The sequence below is a fragment of the Pelagibius sp. genome, from assembly GCF_028281305.1.
Classification (GTDB): domain Bacteria; phylum Pseudomonadota; class Alphaproteobacteria; order Kiloniellales; family Kiloniellaceae; genus Pelagibius.
On sequence record NZ_JANQKD010000100.1, the window covers coordinates 17347 to 33264 of the forward strand.

Sequence of the window (15918 nt, forward strand, 5' to 3'; positions counted from 1 at the left end):
TGCCCCGAGCCAGAGTGCCCCGAGCCAGAGTGCCGAAACCATGCCGACAGGCCCGACCGCCAGCATTGATCCCGCCAGCATCGATCCCGCCAGCATCGATCCTGACGAGATCGCCAAGTTCACCGCCATGGCGGAGGCCTGGTGGGACCCCAACGGCAAGTTCCGCCCGCTCCACCGCTTCAACCCGGTGCGCCTGGCTTACATCCGCGACAAGCTCTGCAGCCACTTCGACCGCGACCCCGCCGCCGAACAGCCGCTCACGGGTCTGCGCATTCTCGATGTCGGCTGCGGCGGCGGGCTGCTGTCCGAACCGATGGCCCGGCTCGGCGCGACGGTGACGGGCCTGGACGCGGCGGAAAAGAACATCCGCATCGCCCGCCTGCACGCAGCGGAGTCCAAGCTGGACATCGACTACCGCCACGGCAGCGTCGAAGATCTGGCTGCCGCCGGCGCGCAGTTCGACGCGGTCCTGAACATGGAGGTTGTCGAACACGTGGCCGACGTCGGCAGCTTCCTGGGCGCCAGTGCGGCCGTAGTGCGCCCGGGCGGGATCATGGTGGTCGCCACCCTGAGCCGCACGCCCAAGTCGTTTCTGCTGGCCATTGTCGGTGCCGAATACGTGCTGCGCTGGCTGCCGCGCGGCACCCACGACTGGCGGCGCTTCCTGCGTCCCTCGGAGTTGGCCGCGGACTTGCGGGGCAGCGGCCTGGAGATCGCCGAGATGACCGGGGTCGCCTTCAACCCCCTGACCGACAGCTGGCGACTGGCGCCCCGCGATCTGGACGTCAACTACATGGTCCTGGCGGAAAAGCCGGCTTAGCGCCGCGCCGAGAACGCGCGCTCCCCAGGGGCACGCACTCCTGAGGCCGCGCCGTTACGAGTTCTCGCGCGGCAGCCAGGGAACCTTCTGGACCGCCACGCCCTCGTCCTCAAGGGCCTTGGCTTCCTCGTCCGAGGTCTCACCGTAGATGCCGCGACTCTCGGCCTCGCCATAGTGGATCTTGCGCGCCTCTTCGGCGAACTCGGCGCCCACGTAGTCGCAGTTCTGCTCCACGTGCCGGCGGATCTCTTTCAGCTTCTGGCGAATCTCAGCGGCCTGACCGGCATCCGACACCGCCATCTGGCGGGCCTCGCCCTTTGCGACATTGGGCGCCATCAGCGCCTTCTCGACCTTCTTGCTGCCACAGACCGGACACTGCACCTCGCCCGCAGCCACCTGCGCGCGAAAGCTCTCGCTGTCGCGGAACCAGGCTTCAAAGACATGGTCCTTGCGGCACTTCAGGTCGAAGACAATCATTCCGGTCAGGCTATCCCGTCTGGCAATCTCTTTTGCAGCCAGTCCTTGTTGCGCTGTTCCGGCCCTGCGCCTTGTCGGTCCGCGACAGCCAATCTGCCTCGAAACAGGCGCCGAAGGCCTGGAAACGCTGTACTTTGACCATCTAGCCTTACCGAAAGAAGCGCATTGAAACAAGACGGCAATCAAATGGGACAGGGCGGCCCGGGCGGGCAACAGGGCGGCGAAGGCCGAGGGTCCGCAACGCCTGCAGCGCCCCCCTCGCCCTGGGTGCTCCGCTTCGCCCCGCGGATGGCGGCAGGCTGCCGGATTCTGGATCTCGCTTGCGGCAGCGGCCGGCACAGCCGGCTGTTCCTCGACCGCGGTCATCCGGTGCTGGCCGTCGACCGGGATCTCGCGCGGCTTGCTGCGCTTGCCGACCATCCCGGTCTGGAGACGCTGCAGTGCGACCTGGAGGAGGGCGGGACTCCTGGGTTTCTCAAACGCGGCTTCGGCGGCATTGTCGTCACCAATTACCTCTTCCGCCCGCTGTTTCCGGCCCTTCTTGGCGCGCTGGCCCCCGGCGGCCTGTTGCTCTACGAAACCTTCGCCCGCGGCAACGAGCGCTTCGGGCGCCCGAGAAATCCCGATTTCCTCCTTGCAGAGGGCGAGCTCCTGGACTGGCTGCACCCACAGCTTGAGGTGCTGGCCTACGAGAGTCTGGAAGTCAGTGAGCCGAAACCGGCCGTGGTTCAGCGCATCGCCGCACTGCGGCCGGCCACCAGACGTGCAATGGGCGAGACGCTCTAGCCGACCGCCTGCAGCAGAGGATCGAGCTTGTTGCCCGCGTCCAGGGCGAAAAGCTCGTCGCAGCCGCCGACGTGGCGGTCGCCGATGAAGATCTGGGGAACGCTAGTGCGCCCGCCGCTGCGTTGCACCATCTCGGCCCTGCGACGCGGGTTGAGCATGACGTCGATCTCGGTGAAATCGGCCCCTTTTTGCTCGAGCAGCTTCTTCGCCCGGTAGCAATACGGACAGAGCATGCTCGAATAGATCTCGATCTTCGCCATGGTTAACGTCCCACTCCCCGTGCACTGCAAGCCCGTTTGCAGAGATGGTGTGCCAAGAGCCCCACGTCCAGGGGGCGGCAGCCGATGCAACCGCGATCCTGCCCCTTCATCAATCGCGAACCGCCATCAATCGCGAACCGCCATCAATCGCGGACCGCGCGGGCGAGCACCACCACGTCGACCGCCTGCGCCCCAGCCGCAAGGGCCGCTCGCGCACAGGCGCCCACGGTGGCGCCGGTGGTCATCACGTCGTCGACAAGCAGCAGGCGGCGCCCGCGCAGCACCTCCGCATGGCCGGCACGCACCGCAAAAACCCCGGCCACGTTGCGCCGGCGCTGCGTGGCGCTCAGCCGGCCCTGGCTGGGCGTCGCCCTGTGCCGAACCAGGAGATCCGGCAGGCCCGGCCGCCCGCTCTGCGCAGCCAGCGCCTGGGAGAGCAGTGCAGACTGGTTGTAGCGCCGCCCGAAAAGGCGGCGCCAGTGGAGCGGCACCGGCGCGATTACGGCGCTGTCGGCAACCAACTGCGGCGCCGCCCGGGCCATCCAGGCGGCAAAGGTGGCAGCCGCTTCGGTGCGGTCCGCATGCTTGAAGCCCAGCACGAGGCGCCGGCTGGCATCGTCGTAGCGCAGCACCGCCCGCGCCCGATCATAGGGCGGTGGCTCCCGCAGGCAGGCGCCGCAGTGCATCTCTCTCCCCAAGCCGGGGGCCGGATCGTGATCGAAGGGCAACCCGCAGCGGGCGCACTGCGGATCGCTGACAAAGGTCATGCCGGACCAGCAGGTCACGCAGAGCGCGCCCTGTCGATCAACCAGCGCACCGCAGGACAGGCAGCGCGGCGGCAACAGCAGGTCGACCGTGGACCGCAGGGAGCGCCGGACAGCGCTTGACCAGAAAGCCCCGGCCCAGGGGCGCGCCCGCTCTTCAGGCCGATCCCCGGGCGACTCCCCGGGCGACTCCCCGGGCGACTCCCCGGGCGACTCCCCGGGCGACCCCTCTGTGCCGGTCTCGCTGCCGTGGTTCCACATGACCAAAGTCTCACCGCCTGTCCTGGAGCGGTCAAGCCGCACGGCTTTTCCTCCGGGCGCGCCGAGGCCATATTGCGGGCAATGACCGACTCTCCGGAAGTCTTCGACCGGTACAGCCTGCGTCTGCATCGCGACCGGGCGGCTGCGACCCTCACCGAGCACGATTTTCTGCTGCGCGAGGTCGGCGAGCGCTTGCTCGACCGCCTGAGCGACATTACGCGCGACTTTCCGCTGGCCCTCGACCTTGGCTGTCACCACGGCATGGTCGCCGACCTTCTGGCCGCCGGCGCCGCCGGCAGCACCACGGTCGGCACCCTGATCCAGGCGGACCTTTCGCTGCCGCTCGCGCGCCTGGCTGCGGAAAAGGGCGGCCCGACACTGGTGGCCGACGAGGAGGCCCTACCGCTGGCCCCGGGCAGCCTCGACCTCGTCGTCTCCCTGCTCAGCCTGCACTGGGTGAACGACCTGCCCGGGGCGCTGTTGCAGATCGGCCAGGCGCTGAAGCCCGACGGCCTGTTCCTCGCGGCCATGATCGGCGGCAACAGTCTCGCGGCGCTGCGCAGCGCGCTGATGGAGGCGGAGGTCGAAATCGAAGGCGGCGCCAGTCCGCGGGTGTCACCCTTTGCCGACCTGCGCGATATGGGCGGGCTGCTGCAGCGTGCCGGCTTTGCCCTGCCTGTCAGCGATGTCGACAGCATCACCGTCAGCTATCCCTCCGCTTTCGCCTTGATGAAGGACCTGCGGGGCATGGGCGAATCGAATGCCAGCAAGGAACGCAGACGCAGCACGATGCGGCGCGAAACCCTGCTGCGCGCCGCCGCACTCTACGAAGAACGCTTCGGCGACGGTAACGGCCGGATCCCCGCGGTCTTCGACATCATCTATCTGACCGGCTGGCGTCCCCACGACTCCCAGCAAAAAGCACTGCGCCCCGGCAGCGCCAAGGCACGCCTCGCCGCCGCCCTCGACAGCCGCGAAGTCCCCGCCGGGGAGGCTGCGACTCCGCAGCGCGGGCGCAGGCGTGGCTCCGACGACAGCTAGACCGGAACCCCGGCTTGGCGGGACGGGTCGGAAAGCCGGACTGATGGGCCGATTCGGCGCAAGTCGCGCGCCCCGAACCTGCGCTAGGGGTCAGGCGGAGCCTTTGCGGAGTTGCCATGGGACGCGGCGGCGTGTCCCTCTTCCGTGGCGGCAGCGCGAAAGTAGCTCAAAATGAAAACCCTGACGCCGGCGGTCAGGCCGGATTGCGTGCGCTCCCGATCAACCTGCCTGCAGATATCGTGCAGGCTTCGGGATTCCCGTGTGCAGATTTCGCCCAGAGCATCCCACATCTCAGGTTCCAAACGAATACTGGTCCGCCGATCCGAGAGCGTCACATTACGGCTAATGAGAGTAGACACACGCCTCCAAAAGAATCTCTTAAACAATATCGTTCAACGAACTGGGTAAACGATATTAACCAACGGCAACTATCAGTAGCAAGTCTTAACGAGACCTACGCGGAAATGTCGCAACTCACGCTGCCTGGTCCCGCGCCGCACACAGCCCGGCCGCTTCAAGCGGCGCAGGTCCCGGATATCGCCTGACGCGGATCATGTTTTGCCGGGACCGATCTGCGGTTTCGCTGAAGCATGCGATCCCGCGCTGGTTTTGAAGACTTAAAGCAGATCGCGCAGCAATGCGACCAGGGGCGCGTCAGCCGGCGGCATCTCATAGTCGCCCAGCCGCGCAGGCAGCACCCAGGCGAGGCGTTGGCCTTCTTGCGGTTGGACGGTGCCCTGCCAGGTTCGGCAGGCAAACAACGGCATCAGCAGATGAAACTCTTCGTAGGCATGGGACGCAAAGGCGATGGGCGCCAGGCAGCTCTGCCGGGTGTCGATGCCCAGCTCCTCCCGCAGTTCGCGGACCAGGGCGGCCTCCGGCGTTTCGCCTTCATCGACCTTGCCGCCCGGGAATTCCCACAGGCCGGCCATGGACCGGCCCGCCGGGCGCTCGGCAATCAGCACCCGTCCGTCGAAATCGATCAGAGCCGCAGCGGCGACAAGGAGAATCGGCTGCGCCTCGCTCTGCCGATCCTCCGCACCCCAGCAGCCCTGCGGGTCCGCCTGCGTATTTGCGGGGGATGCATCTTCCAACTTGTCTCTGGTGACGTCGCTCAGCAGCTCAGCTCCGATAGTCGGCGTTGATCGATATGTAGCCGTGAGTCAGGTCGCAGGTCCAGACCGTGGCCCGCCCGCGCCCGACACCGACATCGACCGCGATATCGATGGACTCTCCCTTCATGTGCGCAGCCACCGGCGCTTCGTCATAGCCGGGCACGACCTCGCCCGCATCCGCCACGGCCACGCCGCCGATCTTGATGGCCAGGCGATCGCGGTCTGCGCGCTCGCCGGACTTGCCCACGGCCATGACGATGCGACCCCAATTGGCGTCCTCCCCCGCGACCGCTGTCTTCACCAGCGGCGAATTGCCGATCGCCAAGCCGATGCGGCGCGCAGCCGCGCGCGAGGCCGCCCCGCTGACGGTGATGGTGACGAACTTGCTGGCACCCTCGCCATCGCGCACCACTTGCTGCGCAAGATCGCAAAGCAGGTCTTCCAATGCGGCCTTGAAGCCCTTGAGCTGCGGATCTGCGGCGGCAGTGATCTTCGGATGCTTCGCCTTTCCGGTGGCTGCAAGCAGCAGCGTGTCGCTCGTGGAGGTGTCGCCGTCGACGGTGATGCAGTTGAAACTGCGGTCGGCGCTGCGCCACAGGAGGCTCTGCAGCAACGGCGCCGGCAGGCGCGCATCGGTGGTGACGAAGGCCAGCATGGTCGCCATGTCCGGGGCGATCATGCCGGAGCCCTTGGCGATGCCGGCGATGGTCACGGGCTTGCCGCCGATCTCGCAGCTCCGCGCGGCGCCCTTGGGGAAGGTGTCGGTGGTCATGATCGCCTCGGCGGCGGCCTGCCAGCGGCCCGGCCCAAGGTCGTCGGCGAGGCCGCCCAGGCGATCGATCACCAGCCCGTCGGGCAGAGCCTCACCGATAACCCCAGTGGAGGCGACGAAGACCTCGCCGCGCCGGCAGCCGATTCGGTCGGCGGCCGCGGCCACGATCCGCTCCACCGAGGCGTTGCCGAGCTTGCCGGTGAAGGCATTGGCGTTGCCGGAGTTCACGACGATGGCGCGCGCCCGCCCGCGCGACAGGATCTTTCGGCACCACTCGACCGGCGCCGCGGCGGTCTTCGAACGTGTGAGGACACCGGCGATTGTGGTGCCGGGATCGAGCGCGATCATGCAGAGATCCGTGCGCGACCTGTACTTGATGCCGGCCTTTGCCGTGGCGATGGAGACGCCCTCCACCGCCGGCATGGCCGGAAAGCGTTTGGGCGCCAGGGGAGATCGCTTCAACATCGCCAACGCGGGGCTCCGAAGTCCTTGTTCAAGTCGGGGTTCAAGTCGGGGTTCCAGCCGGGCCCGAAGCCTGGGGCCGCAACCCGGCCCTTGCCCGCCCGACTCCTACTGGCCCGACTGTTACTGGCCCGCCTCTTATTGGTTCGTGGACCCGGCCTCGGGTTCTGCCTGCTCCTCAGGTCCGCTTTCAGAAGCCGCAGGTTGCTCGCCCGGCTCTTCCTCTGCCGTCCGGCCGAGCAGGACTTCGACCTCCGCGCGCTCGCGCAGCTCGGCATAGAGATCCTGCACCACGTCCTGCGCAAGCTGTTCGCGCAGCTGGGCCTCCAGCGCGTCCTGGCTCGGCGGCTCGGTCATGCGTCGCTCCTCCACCTTGATAATGTGGAACCCGAACTGGGTCTGCACCGGCGCGGCGGAATGGTTGCCCGCCTCCATGGCAAAGGCCGCTTCCGAGAACTCCGGCACCATGTCGCCGGCCACGAAGGGCGGCAGCTCCCCGCCGTTGGCCTTGCTGGGTCCGATGGAATTCTCCTCGGCCAGCGTTGCGAAATCGGCGCCGCCGTCGAGCTCGACGATCAGCGCCTTCGCGGCATCCTCGGTCTCCACCAGGATGTGGCGGGCGACCAGCTCCGGCTCCGGCGGGTTTTCCTCAAGGTAGGCCTGGTAGGCCGAGTCCAGACGCTCCGGCGTGGTCCGCGCGTCGATGGTGCGCTGGAGGAAGACCTGGCGGATGATGATGTCCTCGAACTGGGCAAGCCGGGCCATGACCTCCGGGTCCGCGGCCATGTCCGCCTTGCGCCCGGCGCTGGTGACGAGGGCGTTGTTGACCATCTGCTCGACCAGTTGGGGCATCAGGAAGCCGACCTGACCCTGGATCTGCGGCGGCAGCGTCTGGATGAAGGCAACGAGATCCGACTGCAGGATGTCCTCCCCGTCGACCCGGGCGATGACCGGGTCTGCCGGAGCACCGTCGGCATCGGCGGCGGGCGCCGTTTCCTCGCCCGACATGGCCTCCCCCTCCGACATCGTCTCCTCGGCGGGCGCCGGCTCGACCTGGGCGCCGGGCTGTTCGGCCTCGCTCTGGGCGAACACCGGCTGAGCCGCCATGGCCGTGCCGCCGAGCAGCAGAACGGCGGCAAAGAACTTGCTGAACATAAGGAGGTCCTCCTTGCGGGGCCGCGCGGCCGGAATTGGCCTGGATCAGCGGCTTATCTCTGTTGCGGCGGGGTTTCGGCCGGCAGCCGGATCTTCCAGACTCTGCGGTTGCCAAGCTGCCGATTGACGGGCTCCCGCTTCATTGGCTGCTGCCCTGGGCTTCGTCACCCGCTGCAGCACCGTCTTCGGGAAACATCTCGAGGTCGGCGCTCTGGCGCAGGCTGCCGATCAGACGGCCGATGGCCTCCTTGGTCACTTCCTGGCGGAGCTGCGCCTGCATGTCCAGGAACGAGGGAACGTCGTCATCACGGCGGTCCACCAGCAGAATCACATGCCAGCCGAAATCCGTTTCCACCGGCTTTGGCGTGTAGACACCCGGCTCCAGGTCCAAGAGGGCCTCGGCAAAGGCCGGCTCCATGCGCCGGGCAAAGAAGTAGCCGAGATCGCCGCCCCGGCCCGCCGAAGGGCCGATCGAATGCTCCCGCGCCAAAGTCGGGAAGACCGCCCCCCCGTCGAGCTTGGCGATGAGACTCTGGGCTTCCTCCTCGGTCTCCACCAGAATATGCCGGGCGCGCATCTCGCGGTTGGCGCGCCGGACGGCCACCAGAGAGTCGTAGCGTTCGCGCACCTTCGCGGTGGTTACCTCATCGGCGAGGTAGCGCTCCAACAGCAATCCGGAAAGCAGCTTGTCTTCATAGCTGACAAGGCTGCGACGGACCGTCTCTTCCTCTGCAACGCCCTGATCCCGGGCCGCGTCCGCCAGAAGCCGGATGTCCACGAGGCGGTCCAGCAGGGCCGGAAACACCGACTCGATCTGATCGCGATAGCGCTCCGGCAGGTCGTCGGCCGAGGTGAGCACGTCGGCCCAGCGGATCTCGTGGCCGTCGACCCGGGCGACCACAGGGTTCTGCGTCTTCATTTGCTGCAGGGCTTCGCCGAGGCGCGCGATCTCCGGGTCCGCTTCGCCATCCGGAAGCTCAAGAGGCAAGGTGGCGGCGCCCTCAGCCGGGGCCTGCTGCGCAGCGGCCTGGCGCGCCGTCAGGGCCGCTGCCGCCGAAAGCCACAGCAAGGCGGCTGAGGCCAGCAACAAAACCGTCAAGAATCGCTGGAACACAGCCCTTTCCAAGGGCTTGGGCCGCGCCGCGGCCGGGCGCCTTGCGGAAAATCGGTCCCCAACCTTCATGGCTACGCATCATGCACGCCGGGCACCATATCACAAGGGGCCAGAAAGCCCCCGACAGCGCCCGGATGAGGAGAGCAAAGGCGCGCGCCGCCATCGTTGACAGCCTGAAGCCAGGGCCCTATGTGTCACCTCACGGACGATCCGGCCACGGCCCCCTCTTTGCCTTAAGGATTCTGAATGTTCGGCGCGCTCGCCAAGCGGCTGTTTGGAACCGCCAATGAGCGGTTTCTAAAAAACCTCGATAGCACGGTTACGGCGATCAATGCCCTGGAGCCCAAGCTCCAGGAGATGGACGACGAGACCCTGAAAGGCCAGACCGCAGCGCTGCGCCAGCGCCTGGAGGCCGGCGAGAGCCTGGACGATATCATCCCGGACGCCTTTGCCACCGTGCGCGAAGCCGCGCGGCGCACCCTGGGCCAGCGCCACTACGACGTGCAGTTGATCGGCGGTATCGTGCTGCACCAGGGCAAGATCGCCGAGATGAAAACCGGCGAGGGCAAGACCCTGGTGGCGACTCTGGCCGTCTACCTGAACGCCCTGGCCGGCAAGGGCGTGCACGTGGTCACAGTGAACGACTACCTGGCCCGCCGCGACGCCGAGTGGATGGGCCAGATCTACCGCTTTCTGGGCCTGACGGTGGGCTGCATCGTCCACGGCCTCAGCGAGGAGGAACGCCGGGCCGCCTACGCCGCAGACGTGACCTACGGCACCAACAACGAGTTCGGCTTCGACTACCTGCGCGACAACATGAAGTTCCGCCTGGAAGACATGGTCCAGCGCGATTTCAACTTTGCCATCGTCGACGAAGTCGACTCGATCCTGATCGACGAGGCCCGCACGCCGCTGATCATCTCGGGTCCGGCGGAGGACTCCTCGGAAGCCTACATCGGCGTGAACAAGCTGATTCCTAACCTCGTGCCGGACGACTTCGAAAAGGACGAAAAGGCCCGTTCCGTCACCTTCACCGAAACCGGTGCGGAACACATGGAAGAGCTGCTGCGCGAAGCCGGCATGATCCAGGACGGCAGCCTCTTCGACATCCAGAACGTCAGCCTGCTGCATCACGCCAACCAGGCGCTGCGCGCCCATCAGTTGTTCCAGCGCGACACCGACTACATCGTCAAGGATAACAAGGTCGTCATCATCGACGAGTTCACCGGGCGCATGATGGAAGGGCGGCGCTACTCGGAAGGCCTGCATCAGGCCCTGGAGGCCAAGGAGGGCGTCCAGATCCAGCAGGAGAACCAGACCCTCGCCTCCATCACCTTCCAGAACTACTTCCGGCTCTATCCGAAGCTGGCGGGCATGACCGGCACGGCGATGACCGAGGCCACCGAGTTCCAGGAAACCTACAGTCTGGAAGTCATTGAGATTCCGACCAACGTCGAGGTGGTCCGCGTCGACCACGACGACGAGGTCTATCGCACGGCCAACGAGAAGCACACCGCGATCCTGGAGCAGATCCGCGACTGCCAGGAGCGCAAGCAGCCGGTGCTGGTCGGCACCGTCTCCATCGAAAAGTCCGAGATGCTCTCCGGAGTCCTGAAGAAGGAGAAGATCAAGCACCAGGTGCTGAACGCGCGCTTCCACGAACAGGAAGCCTTCATCATCGCCCAGGCCGGGGTGCCCGGCGCCGTGACCATCGCCACCAACATGGCCGGCCGCGGCACCGACATCCAGCTCGGCGGCAATGTCGAGATGCGCATCAGCCAGGAAGCCGCGGACATCCAGGACGAGGGCGCGCGCGGCAAGAAGATCGCCAAGATCGAGGAAGAGGTGGCCGCCGCCAAGCAGGTCGCACTGGATGCCGGGGGGCTCTACGTGATCTCCAGCGAGCGCCACGAAAGCCGGCGCATCGACAACCAGCTGCGTGGCCGCTCCGGGCGACAGGGCGACCCCGGCGCCTCCAAGTTCTTCCTCTCCCTGGAAGACGACCTGATGCGCATCTTCGGCTCCGACCGCATGGATTCGATGCTCCAGAAGCTCGGCCTGCAGGAAGGCGAGGCCATCGTTCACGCCTGGGTCAACAAGGCCCTGGAGAAAGCGCAGCAGAAGGTCGAGGCGCGCCACTTCGAGGGCCGCAAATACCTGCTGAAGTACGACGACGTCATGAACGATCAGCGCAAGGTGGTCTTCGAGCAGCGCAAGGATCTGATGCGCGCGGAGGACGTGCGCGACACCGTCACCGAGATGCGCGAAGAGGTCATCAAGTCGATGGTCGAGCGCTGCGTGCCGGCCAACGCCTATTCCGAGCAGTGGCAGATCGACAGCCTGCATGAGGAATCCATGCGCCTCCTGGGTCTCGACCTGCCGGTCAAGGACTGGGCCGACGAAGAGGGCATCGCCGACCAGGAGATCCACGACCGCATCGCCGCAGCGGCCAACCAGCGCATGGCCGCGAAGACCGCCAACTTCGGCCCGGAGATGATGCGCGGCCTGGAAAAACAGATCCTGCTGCTGGTGCTGGACCGCCAGTGGAAGGACCACCTGCTGTCCCTCGACCACCTGCGCCAGGGCGTGCAGCTGCGCGCCTACGGCCAGCGCGATCCGCTGATCGAGTACAAGCGCGAGGCCTTCGACCTCTTCGAGAACATGCTGGCGGAGGTGCGCGAGGAGACCATCAGCCTGCTCAGCCGCGTCGAGCTGCGCCCCTCGGCAGACGAGGTGGTGGTGCCGCGGCCGGAGCAGGAAATGCACGAGGGGCGCCAGGATGTGGCCCTGGTGGGTGCCGGCGCCGAAGCCGGCCCCGAAGGGGCTCAACCTGGCGGTCAGGGACAGGCCGCGCCATCACGCCAACAGCCGGTTGCCAGCCGTGCCGCCGCCGCACAGATCGATCCCAGCGACCCGGCCACCTGGGGCCGCACCCCCCGCAACGCCCCCTGCCCCTGCGGCTCCGGCAAGAAATACAAGCACTGCCACGGCCGCCTAGCGTAATCGGGCTGGCGGACCACATCCTTCGAGACGCCGCTTACGCGGCTCCTAAGGACTGCAACGCTGTTTGCGGTCGTCTACAATCCGAAGCAGATGGCTGGCGAGTGAAATCATTTCGATAGCCTCGGTTTGCTCGGTGATCGTAACTGTTCGATGACTATGTGGATTCTTGTAGGATCCAATCGCTCCTGCAAAAAGATCACTAAGCGCTTGTCTTTCTCCCTTGTCTTTTGACGTGTCAGTAAGTGGCCCAGTGTCTACGTGAAATGCTTTCCTCATAAGATCCACGCCGATCACTGATTGACCAAATGCAGCAGCGTCCCTTACAGCAATCTCGACTTCTTTGAACGCTTGAAACACCGAGGTGTCGAGGTCACCACGGAGAAAGGTGATCCAGCACTTCTCAGAGATTCGTTCGTGAAGCAGTTCCTTCGGAAAGGAGCTTGCTCTCAAGTACTCTTTGAACTCACCTTTACCACCCACATTCCTGCCACGCCTAGTAACGAAGTGCCATCCGGACGAATGGTCAGATAGATCTTGTACTAAGGCAATTAGGCCCTGATTTCGGAGCCATGAGAACGCTTCCATTATCGCAACAAGAACATCGTCCCAACGATCCTGCGGATAGCCAGGTCCTCGTACGAAGCCCACATGCTCACCCGCAATACTGCTCGGATGGAATTTCCCACTCTCTCTGAGTGATCCAGGATATGCCTGCACCAAATAGCCGAGCAGAATGCCTCCAAGTTCCTCAGGCTGCAGACCCAGTAGGACATCAACATCCGGTACTAGTTTATTAAGCGGTTTGTCTATCTTTCGCATATTGTCAAAGTGTCTGAGCGAGACAGGATGTCTGGTTCGCCAACTAGTTTCTGGCTTCGGTCTTCTTCTACTCCCCCGCCCTTGCCAGGTTCAGGTATCCGTCGCGGGTCTGCGGCAGTTTGCGCTCCAGCAGGCGCCCGGCGATCATGGTGCGCAGGATCTGGGCGGTGCCGCCGCCGATGGTGAACATGCGGGCATCGCGGACCATGCGCTCCAGCGGGTTGCTGCGCGAATAGCCGGCGGCACCGAAAAGCTGCAGGGCGTCGTTGCTCACCTTGATCGCCATTTCCGAGGCGAAGACCTTGGCCTGGGCGGCTTCCAGGGCGTCGGGAAAGCCGCTGGCGTCGGTCGCCTGGCGGATCAGGGCGCGGGCGGCGGACAGCTGGGTCGCCATGTCGGCCAGCATCCACTGCAGGCCCTGGAACTCGCAGATCGGCCGGCCGAACTGCTCGCGCTTCTGGATGTAGGCCAGGGCTTGCTCGTAGGCACCCTGGGCGATACCCAGGGCGACCGTGGCCGCGCCGACGCGCTGTGCGTTATAGGCGGCCATCAGGGCCCCGAAGCCGCGGCGCAGCCCCTGGTCCGGGCGCAGCAGCATGTCTTCGGGCACTTCCAGATCGTGAAAGAGGATCTCGGTTTCCGGGATGCCGCGCAGGCCCATGGTGGGCTCGCGCCGGCCGATGGCAAGGCCCTTAGGAGACCCGCTTTCCGGGTCGCGGACGACGATGAAACCGCCGATGCCCTGCTCGACGCCGTCCTCGAAGACCCGCGCGAAAATGAGGTGGAGCCGGGAAACGCCGCCGCCGGTGATCCAATGCTTGCCGCCGTTCAGGACGTAGCGGTCGCCTTTCCTGTCGGCGCGGGTGGTCATCTCCGTCGCCGCCGAGCCGGCGCCCGGCTCGGTGATGCAGATGGCCGGCTTGTCGCCCTTCAGCACCTGCTCGGCCGCCAGGCGGCACTGGGCCGGGCTGCCGTAGGCCATGATCGCACCGATGGCGCCCATGTTGGCCTCCACGGCGATCCGTCCGGTGACACCGCAGACCTTGGCCATCTCCTCGATCACCAGGGTCGCCTCCAGGTAGCCGAGGCCCGGGCCGCCGTAGTCCCGCGGAATGGTCATGCCGAAAAAGCCCGCCTCCCGCAGGGCCCGGCAATTGTCCCAGGGATAGGCCTCCTGGCGGTCGACCTCCGCCGCGCGGGGGGCGATCACCGCCTCGGCCAGTTGCCGCGCTCGCGTGCGGATCGCGTCCTGTTCTGCCGTCAATCTGCTCATTGCGCCTTGCCTCGCCTTACCGCGCCGAAAATGAGGTCCAGCAAAAGAGTGTGTGGTCGGCCCCGCGGCTGGTCAAGCCGGGCAAGTCAAGTGCCCCGGTCAGGCGGGCGCCCGCCGTCGCCCCTCGCTGAGCTGATAGAACGCCAGCCCCGGCAGTCCCACCAGCAACTCGCGCAGACGCTTGGCCAGGGACGCCGTGAGCGCCAGATCCGGCGGCACCCCCACCAGGGTGCCCAGCAGGATAAAGCCGCCCTCCTGAACGCCATAAGCCCCGGGCAGGGCAAAGGCCGCCGAACGCAGGGTCTGGGCCAGGCACTCGATCATCAAGGCCTCCAGGACGGTGACGGGATGGCCCAAGAGCATCAGCACCAGCCAGACCTCGCCGGCCATCACCAGGCGCGAGGCGAGGCGCAGCAGCAGATAGGCCGCCATCGGGCCCGGCACAGCGCAGATCTGTGTGACGGCGGCCCCGACGTCGGCGGTATGGCCTGCGATCCGGCCGGCCAGACCGCCGGCGGAGGCGTCCGGCCCGTCCGGGTGATCCTGGTTGTCCCTGCTTGCGAGGGCACGCTTCAGAAAGGCGCGCTCCGCCGCCCCCGCAAAGCGCTGCAGGAGCCCGTGGCGCTGGGCATAGACGAAGCCGATCAGCAGCCCAAGCATCAGCAGGGCGAAGACCAGGGCAAAGGGCACGAGATCGCTGGCGCCGGCCAGGGCCAGCGCAAGGCCGACGCCGACAAGCGCCACCAGGGCCTGGCCGGCGGTCTGCAGCACCTTGTCGACCACGGTGGCGGCCACCATGGTCGCCGCGGGCGCTGCGCGGCGCGCCAGCCAGGCCGCTTTGGCGATTTCTCCGCCGATCTGGGCCACCGGTAACAGCCAATTGATCGAGACGGCGATCCAGGATGCCAGAACCAGCCGCGACAGCGCGGGACGGGTCCCATGGGGGAAAATCGCCGCCCAGGCAAAAGCCGAGAGGACCAGCGGCAGGGCGAAGGCAGGACCCAGCCAGAGAAGCTGGAAACCGGCGTGGTTCAACGCCTTGGCGACGTCCCCGAAACCCTGCCAGGCGACCAGCCCAACCGCCAGGGACAGGCCGATAAACAAAGCAGCTAGACCCAGCTTCGGCATCACGCGATCGCTAGCCTGTCAGGAGCGGACGCTCGCAAGTGCAATCGCAAACTGTCACAATTCAGCAACGTCTCAACCAAAGGTGCCCGAGCCCTCTTTCGACTGCCTTTCATCACGGGGAGTGTTACCTATTTAACAAGACCGTAATCATACCTTCGCAGACGGCTCCCGCCGAACCCGCAGCATTCCTTTCCAGAACCCTTTCCAGAATCAGTATCAGTCATGGATCCAGAACAAGACCAACAACCGCGTGAACGCGCCGAGGAACTCGGCCTACCAGTCCCGGCCACGCCAGCAATCAAGTTGACCCGTTTGACCGTCGCCCTGCACGGGCTGCGCGCAGCCTGGCGCGAAGAGCCGGGCTTCCGCAACCACGTGATGGGCGCCCTGGCCATGCTTACAACCCTGCTGGTGCTCAACCCCACGGCCATGTGGTGGGCCCTGGCCCTGCTGTGCTCTGCACTGCTGCTGGCGCTCGAACTGGTGAACAGCGCCATCGAGCGGGTCATCGACCACGTCGACGGCCGCCGTCACCCGCGCATCAAGGCCATCAAGGACATGTCCGCCGCCGCCGTCATCGTCGCCTCGGCGGGCGTCTTCCTGCTCGGCATCATCATGATCGTGGACACCCTGACGTGACCGCCTGAAGCGGCCCCCGTCAGTCGCGC

16 protein-coding genes are annotated in these 15918 nt (G+C 66.2%); 5 read left to right on the forward strand and 11 right to left on the reverse strand.

Going from position 1 to position 15918, the window contains the following annotated elements; translation table 11 throughout:
* Positions 1-40: 40 nt before the first annotated feature.
* A complete protein-coding gene (gene ubiG / locus Q0982_RS19500) occupies positions 41-820 on the forward strand; it encodes a bifunctional 2-polyprenyl-6-hydroxyphenol methylase/3-demethylubiquinol 3-O-methyltransferase UbiG (protein ID WP_299398538.1) in 780 nt (259 codons plus the stop codon).
* 54 nt (positions 821-874) lie between these two features.
* Here the strand turns inward: ubiG and Q0982_RS19505 are convergent, their stop codons facing one another.
* Positions 875-1297, reverse strand: a complete 423-nt coding sequence (locus Q0982_RS19505; protein ID WP_299398542.1) for a DUF1178 family protein — start codon at positions 1295-1297, stop codon at positions 875-877.
* 186 nt (positions 1298-1483) lie between these two features.
* Between Q0982_RS19505 and Q0982_RS19510 the strand changes: the two genes are divergently transcribed.
* Positions 1484-2083 (forward strand): bifunctional 2-polyprenyl-6-hydroxyphenol methylase/3-demethylubiquinol 3-O-methyltransferase UbiG, encoded by a 600-nt coding sequence (locus Q0982_RS19510; RefSeq protein ID WP_299398544.1) that lies wholly within the window; start codon positions 1484-1486, stop codon positions 2081-2083.
* Here Q0982_RS19510 and grxC read toward each other — a convergent pair.
* Together grxC and Q0982_RS19520 are read right to left on the reverse strand one after the other, a co-directional pair.
* Complete coding sequence (gene grxC, locus Q0982_RS19515) at positions 2080-2343, reverse strand: glutaredoxin 3 (RefSeq protein WP_299398547.1); 264 nt, start codon at positions 2341-2343, stop codon at positions 2080-2082. The genes Q0982_RS19510 and grxC overlap by 4 nt on opposite strands.
* Positions 2344-2486: 143 nt before the next feature.
* A complete protein-coding gene (locus Q0982_RS19520) occupies positions 2487-3410 on the reverse strand; it encodes a ComF family protein (RefSeq protein ID WP_299398550.1) in 924 nt (307 codons plus the stop codon).
* Positions 3411-3449: 39 nt separating this feature from the next.
* Here Q0982_RS19520 and Q0982_RS19525 point away from each other — a divergent pair, with 39 nt between their 5' ends.
* On the forward strand, positions 3450-4409 hold the full coding sequence (locus Q0982_RS19525; RefSeq protein WP_299398552.1) for a methyltransferase domain-containing protein: 960 nt from the start codon (positions 3450-3452) through the stop codon (positions 4407-4409).
* 83 nt (positions 4410-4492) lie between these two features.
* Here Q0982_RS19525 and Q0982_RS23815 read toward each other — a convergent pair whose 3' ends face one another.
* The 5 genes from Q0982_RS23815 to Q0982_RS19545 all read right to left on the reverse strand — a co-directional run bounded on the left by Q0982_RS23815 (position 4493) and on the right by Q0982_RS19545 (position 9027).
* Positions 4493-4768, reverse strand: a complete 276-nt coding sequence (locus Q0982_RS23815; RefSeq protein WP_322097073.1) for a ribbon-helix-helix domain-containing protein — start codon at positions 4766-4768, stop codon at positions 4493-4495.
* Positions 4769-5026: 258 nt separating this feature from the next.
* Positions 5027-5419: a (deoxy)nucleoside triphosphate pyrophosphohydrolase gene (locus Q0982_RS19530; RefSeq protein WP_299398629.1), complete on the reverse strand. Its 393-nt coding sequence runs from the start codon at positions 5417-5419 to the stop codon at positions 5027-5029.
* Between the two features lie 112 nt (positions 5420-5531).
* On the reverse strand, positions 5532-6761 hold the full coding sequence (gene argJ, locus Q0982_RS19535; RefSeq protein ID WP_299398554.1) for a bifunctional glutamate N-acetyltransferase/amino-acid acetyltransferase ArgJ: 1230 nt from the start codon (positions 6759-6761) through the stop codon (positions 5532-5534).
* Between the two features lie 135 nt (positions 6762-6896).
* A complete protein-coding gene (locus Q0982_RS19540) occupies positions 6897-7913 on the reverse strand; it encodes a peptidylprolyl isomerase (RefSeq protein ID WP_299398557.1) in 1017 nt (338 codons plus the stop codon).
* A 139-nt stretch (positions 7914-8052) separates the two neighbouring features.
* On the reverse strand, positions 8053-9027 hold the full coding sequence (locus Q0982_RS19545; protein WP_299398560.1) for a peptidylprolyl isomerase: 975 nt from the start codon (positions 9025-9027) through the stop codon (positions 8053-8055).
* Between the two features lie 246 nt (positions 9028-9273).
* On the opposite strand from Q0982_RS19545, the gene secA reads away from it, so the two are divergent.
* On the forward strand, positions 9274-12030 hold the full coding sequence (secA, locus tag Q0982_RS19550) for a preprotein translocase subunit SecA (RefSeq protein WP_299398562.1): 2757 nt from the start codon (positions 9274-9276) through the stop codon (positions 12028-12030).
* Between the two features lie 45 nt (positions 12031-12075).
* Here the strand turns inward: secA and Q0982_RS19555 are convergent, their stop codons facing one another.
* The 3 genes from Q0982_RS19555 to Q0982_RS19565 form a co-directional block, all read right to left on the reverse strand.
* A complete protein-coding gene (locus tag Q0982_RS19555; RefSeq protein ID WP_299398565.1) occupies positions 12076-12849 on the reverse strand; it encodes a TIGR02391 family protein in 774 nt (257 codons plus the stop codon).
* Between the two features lie 67 nt (positions 12850-12916).
* Positions 12917-14122, reverse strand: coding sequence for a 3-sulfinopropanoyl-CoA desulfinase (gene acdA / locus Q0982_RS19560; RefSeq protein ID WP_299398568.1), 1206 nt, complete (start codon positions 14120-14122; stop codon positions 12917-12919).
* Between the two features lie 99 nt (positions 14123-14221).
* Positions 14222-15250: a flippase-like domain-containing protein gene (locus Q0982_RS19565; RefSeq protein ID WP_299398571.1), complete on the reverse strand. Its 1029-nt coding sequence runs from the start codon at positions 15248-15250 to the stop codon at positions 14222-14224.
* A gap of 303 nt (positions 15251-15553) precedes the next feature.
* Here Q0982_RS19565 and Q0982_RS19570 point away from each other — a divergent pair, with 303 nt between their 5' ends.
* Positions 15554-15889, forward strand: a complete 336-nt coding sequence (locus Q0982_RS19570) for a diacylglycerol kinase (protein WP_299398573.1) — start codon at positions 15554-15556, stop codon at positions 15887-15889.
* The last annotated feature ends 29 nt before the right edge of the window (positions 15890-15918 follow it).

Coding starts and splice junctions, on each gene's coding strand:
- ubiG (WP_299398538.1), top strand. CDS start 41: ATGCCGACAGGCCCGACCGCCAGCATTGATCCCGCCAGCATCGATCCC.
- Q0982_RS19505 (WP_299398542.1), bottom strand. CDS start 1,297: ATGATTGTCTTCGACCTGAAGTGCCGCAAGGACCATGTCTTTGAAGCC.
- Q0982_RS19510 (WP_299398544.1), top strand. CDS start 1,484: ATGGGACAGGGCGGCCCGGGCGGGCAACAGGGCGGCGAAGGCCGAGGG.
- grxC (WP_299398547.1), bottom strand. CDS start 2,343: ATGGCGAAGATCGAGATCTATTCGAGCATGCTCTGTCCGTATTGCTAC.
- Q0982_RS19525 (WP_299398552.1), top strand. CDS start 3,450: ATGACCGACTCTCCGGAAGTCTTCGACCGGTACAGCCTGCGTCTGCAT.
- argJ (WP_299398554.1), bottom strand. CDS start 6,761: ATGTTGAAGCGATCTCCCCTGGCGCCCAAACGCTTTCCGGCCATGCCG.
- Q0982_RS19540 (WP_299398557.1), bottom strand. CDS start 7,913: ATGTTCAGCAAGTTCTTTGCCGCCGTTCTGCTGCTCGGCGGCACGGCC.
- secA (WP_299398562.1), top strand. CDS start 9,274: ATGTTCGGCGCGCTCGCCAAGCGGCTGTTTGGAACCGCCAATGAGCGG.
- Q0982_RS19555 (WP_299398565.1), bottom strand. CDS start 12,849: ATGCGAAAGATAGACAAACCGCTTAATAAACTAGTACCGGATGTTGAT.
- acdA (WP_299398568.1), bottom strand. CDS start 14,122: ATGAGCAGATTGACGGCAGAACAGGACGCGATCCGCACGCGAGCGCGG.
- Q0982_RS19565 (WP_299398571.1), bottom strand. CDS start 15,250: ATGCCGAAGCTGGGTCTAGCTGCTTTGTTTATCGGCCTGTCCCTGGCG.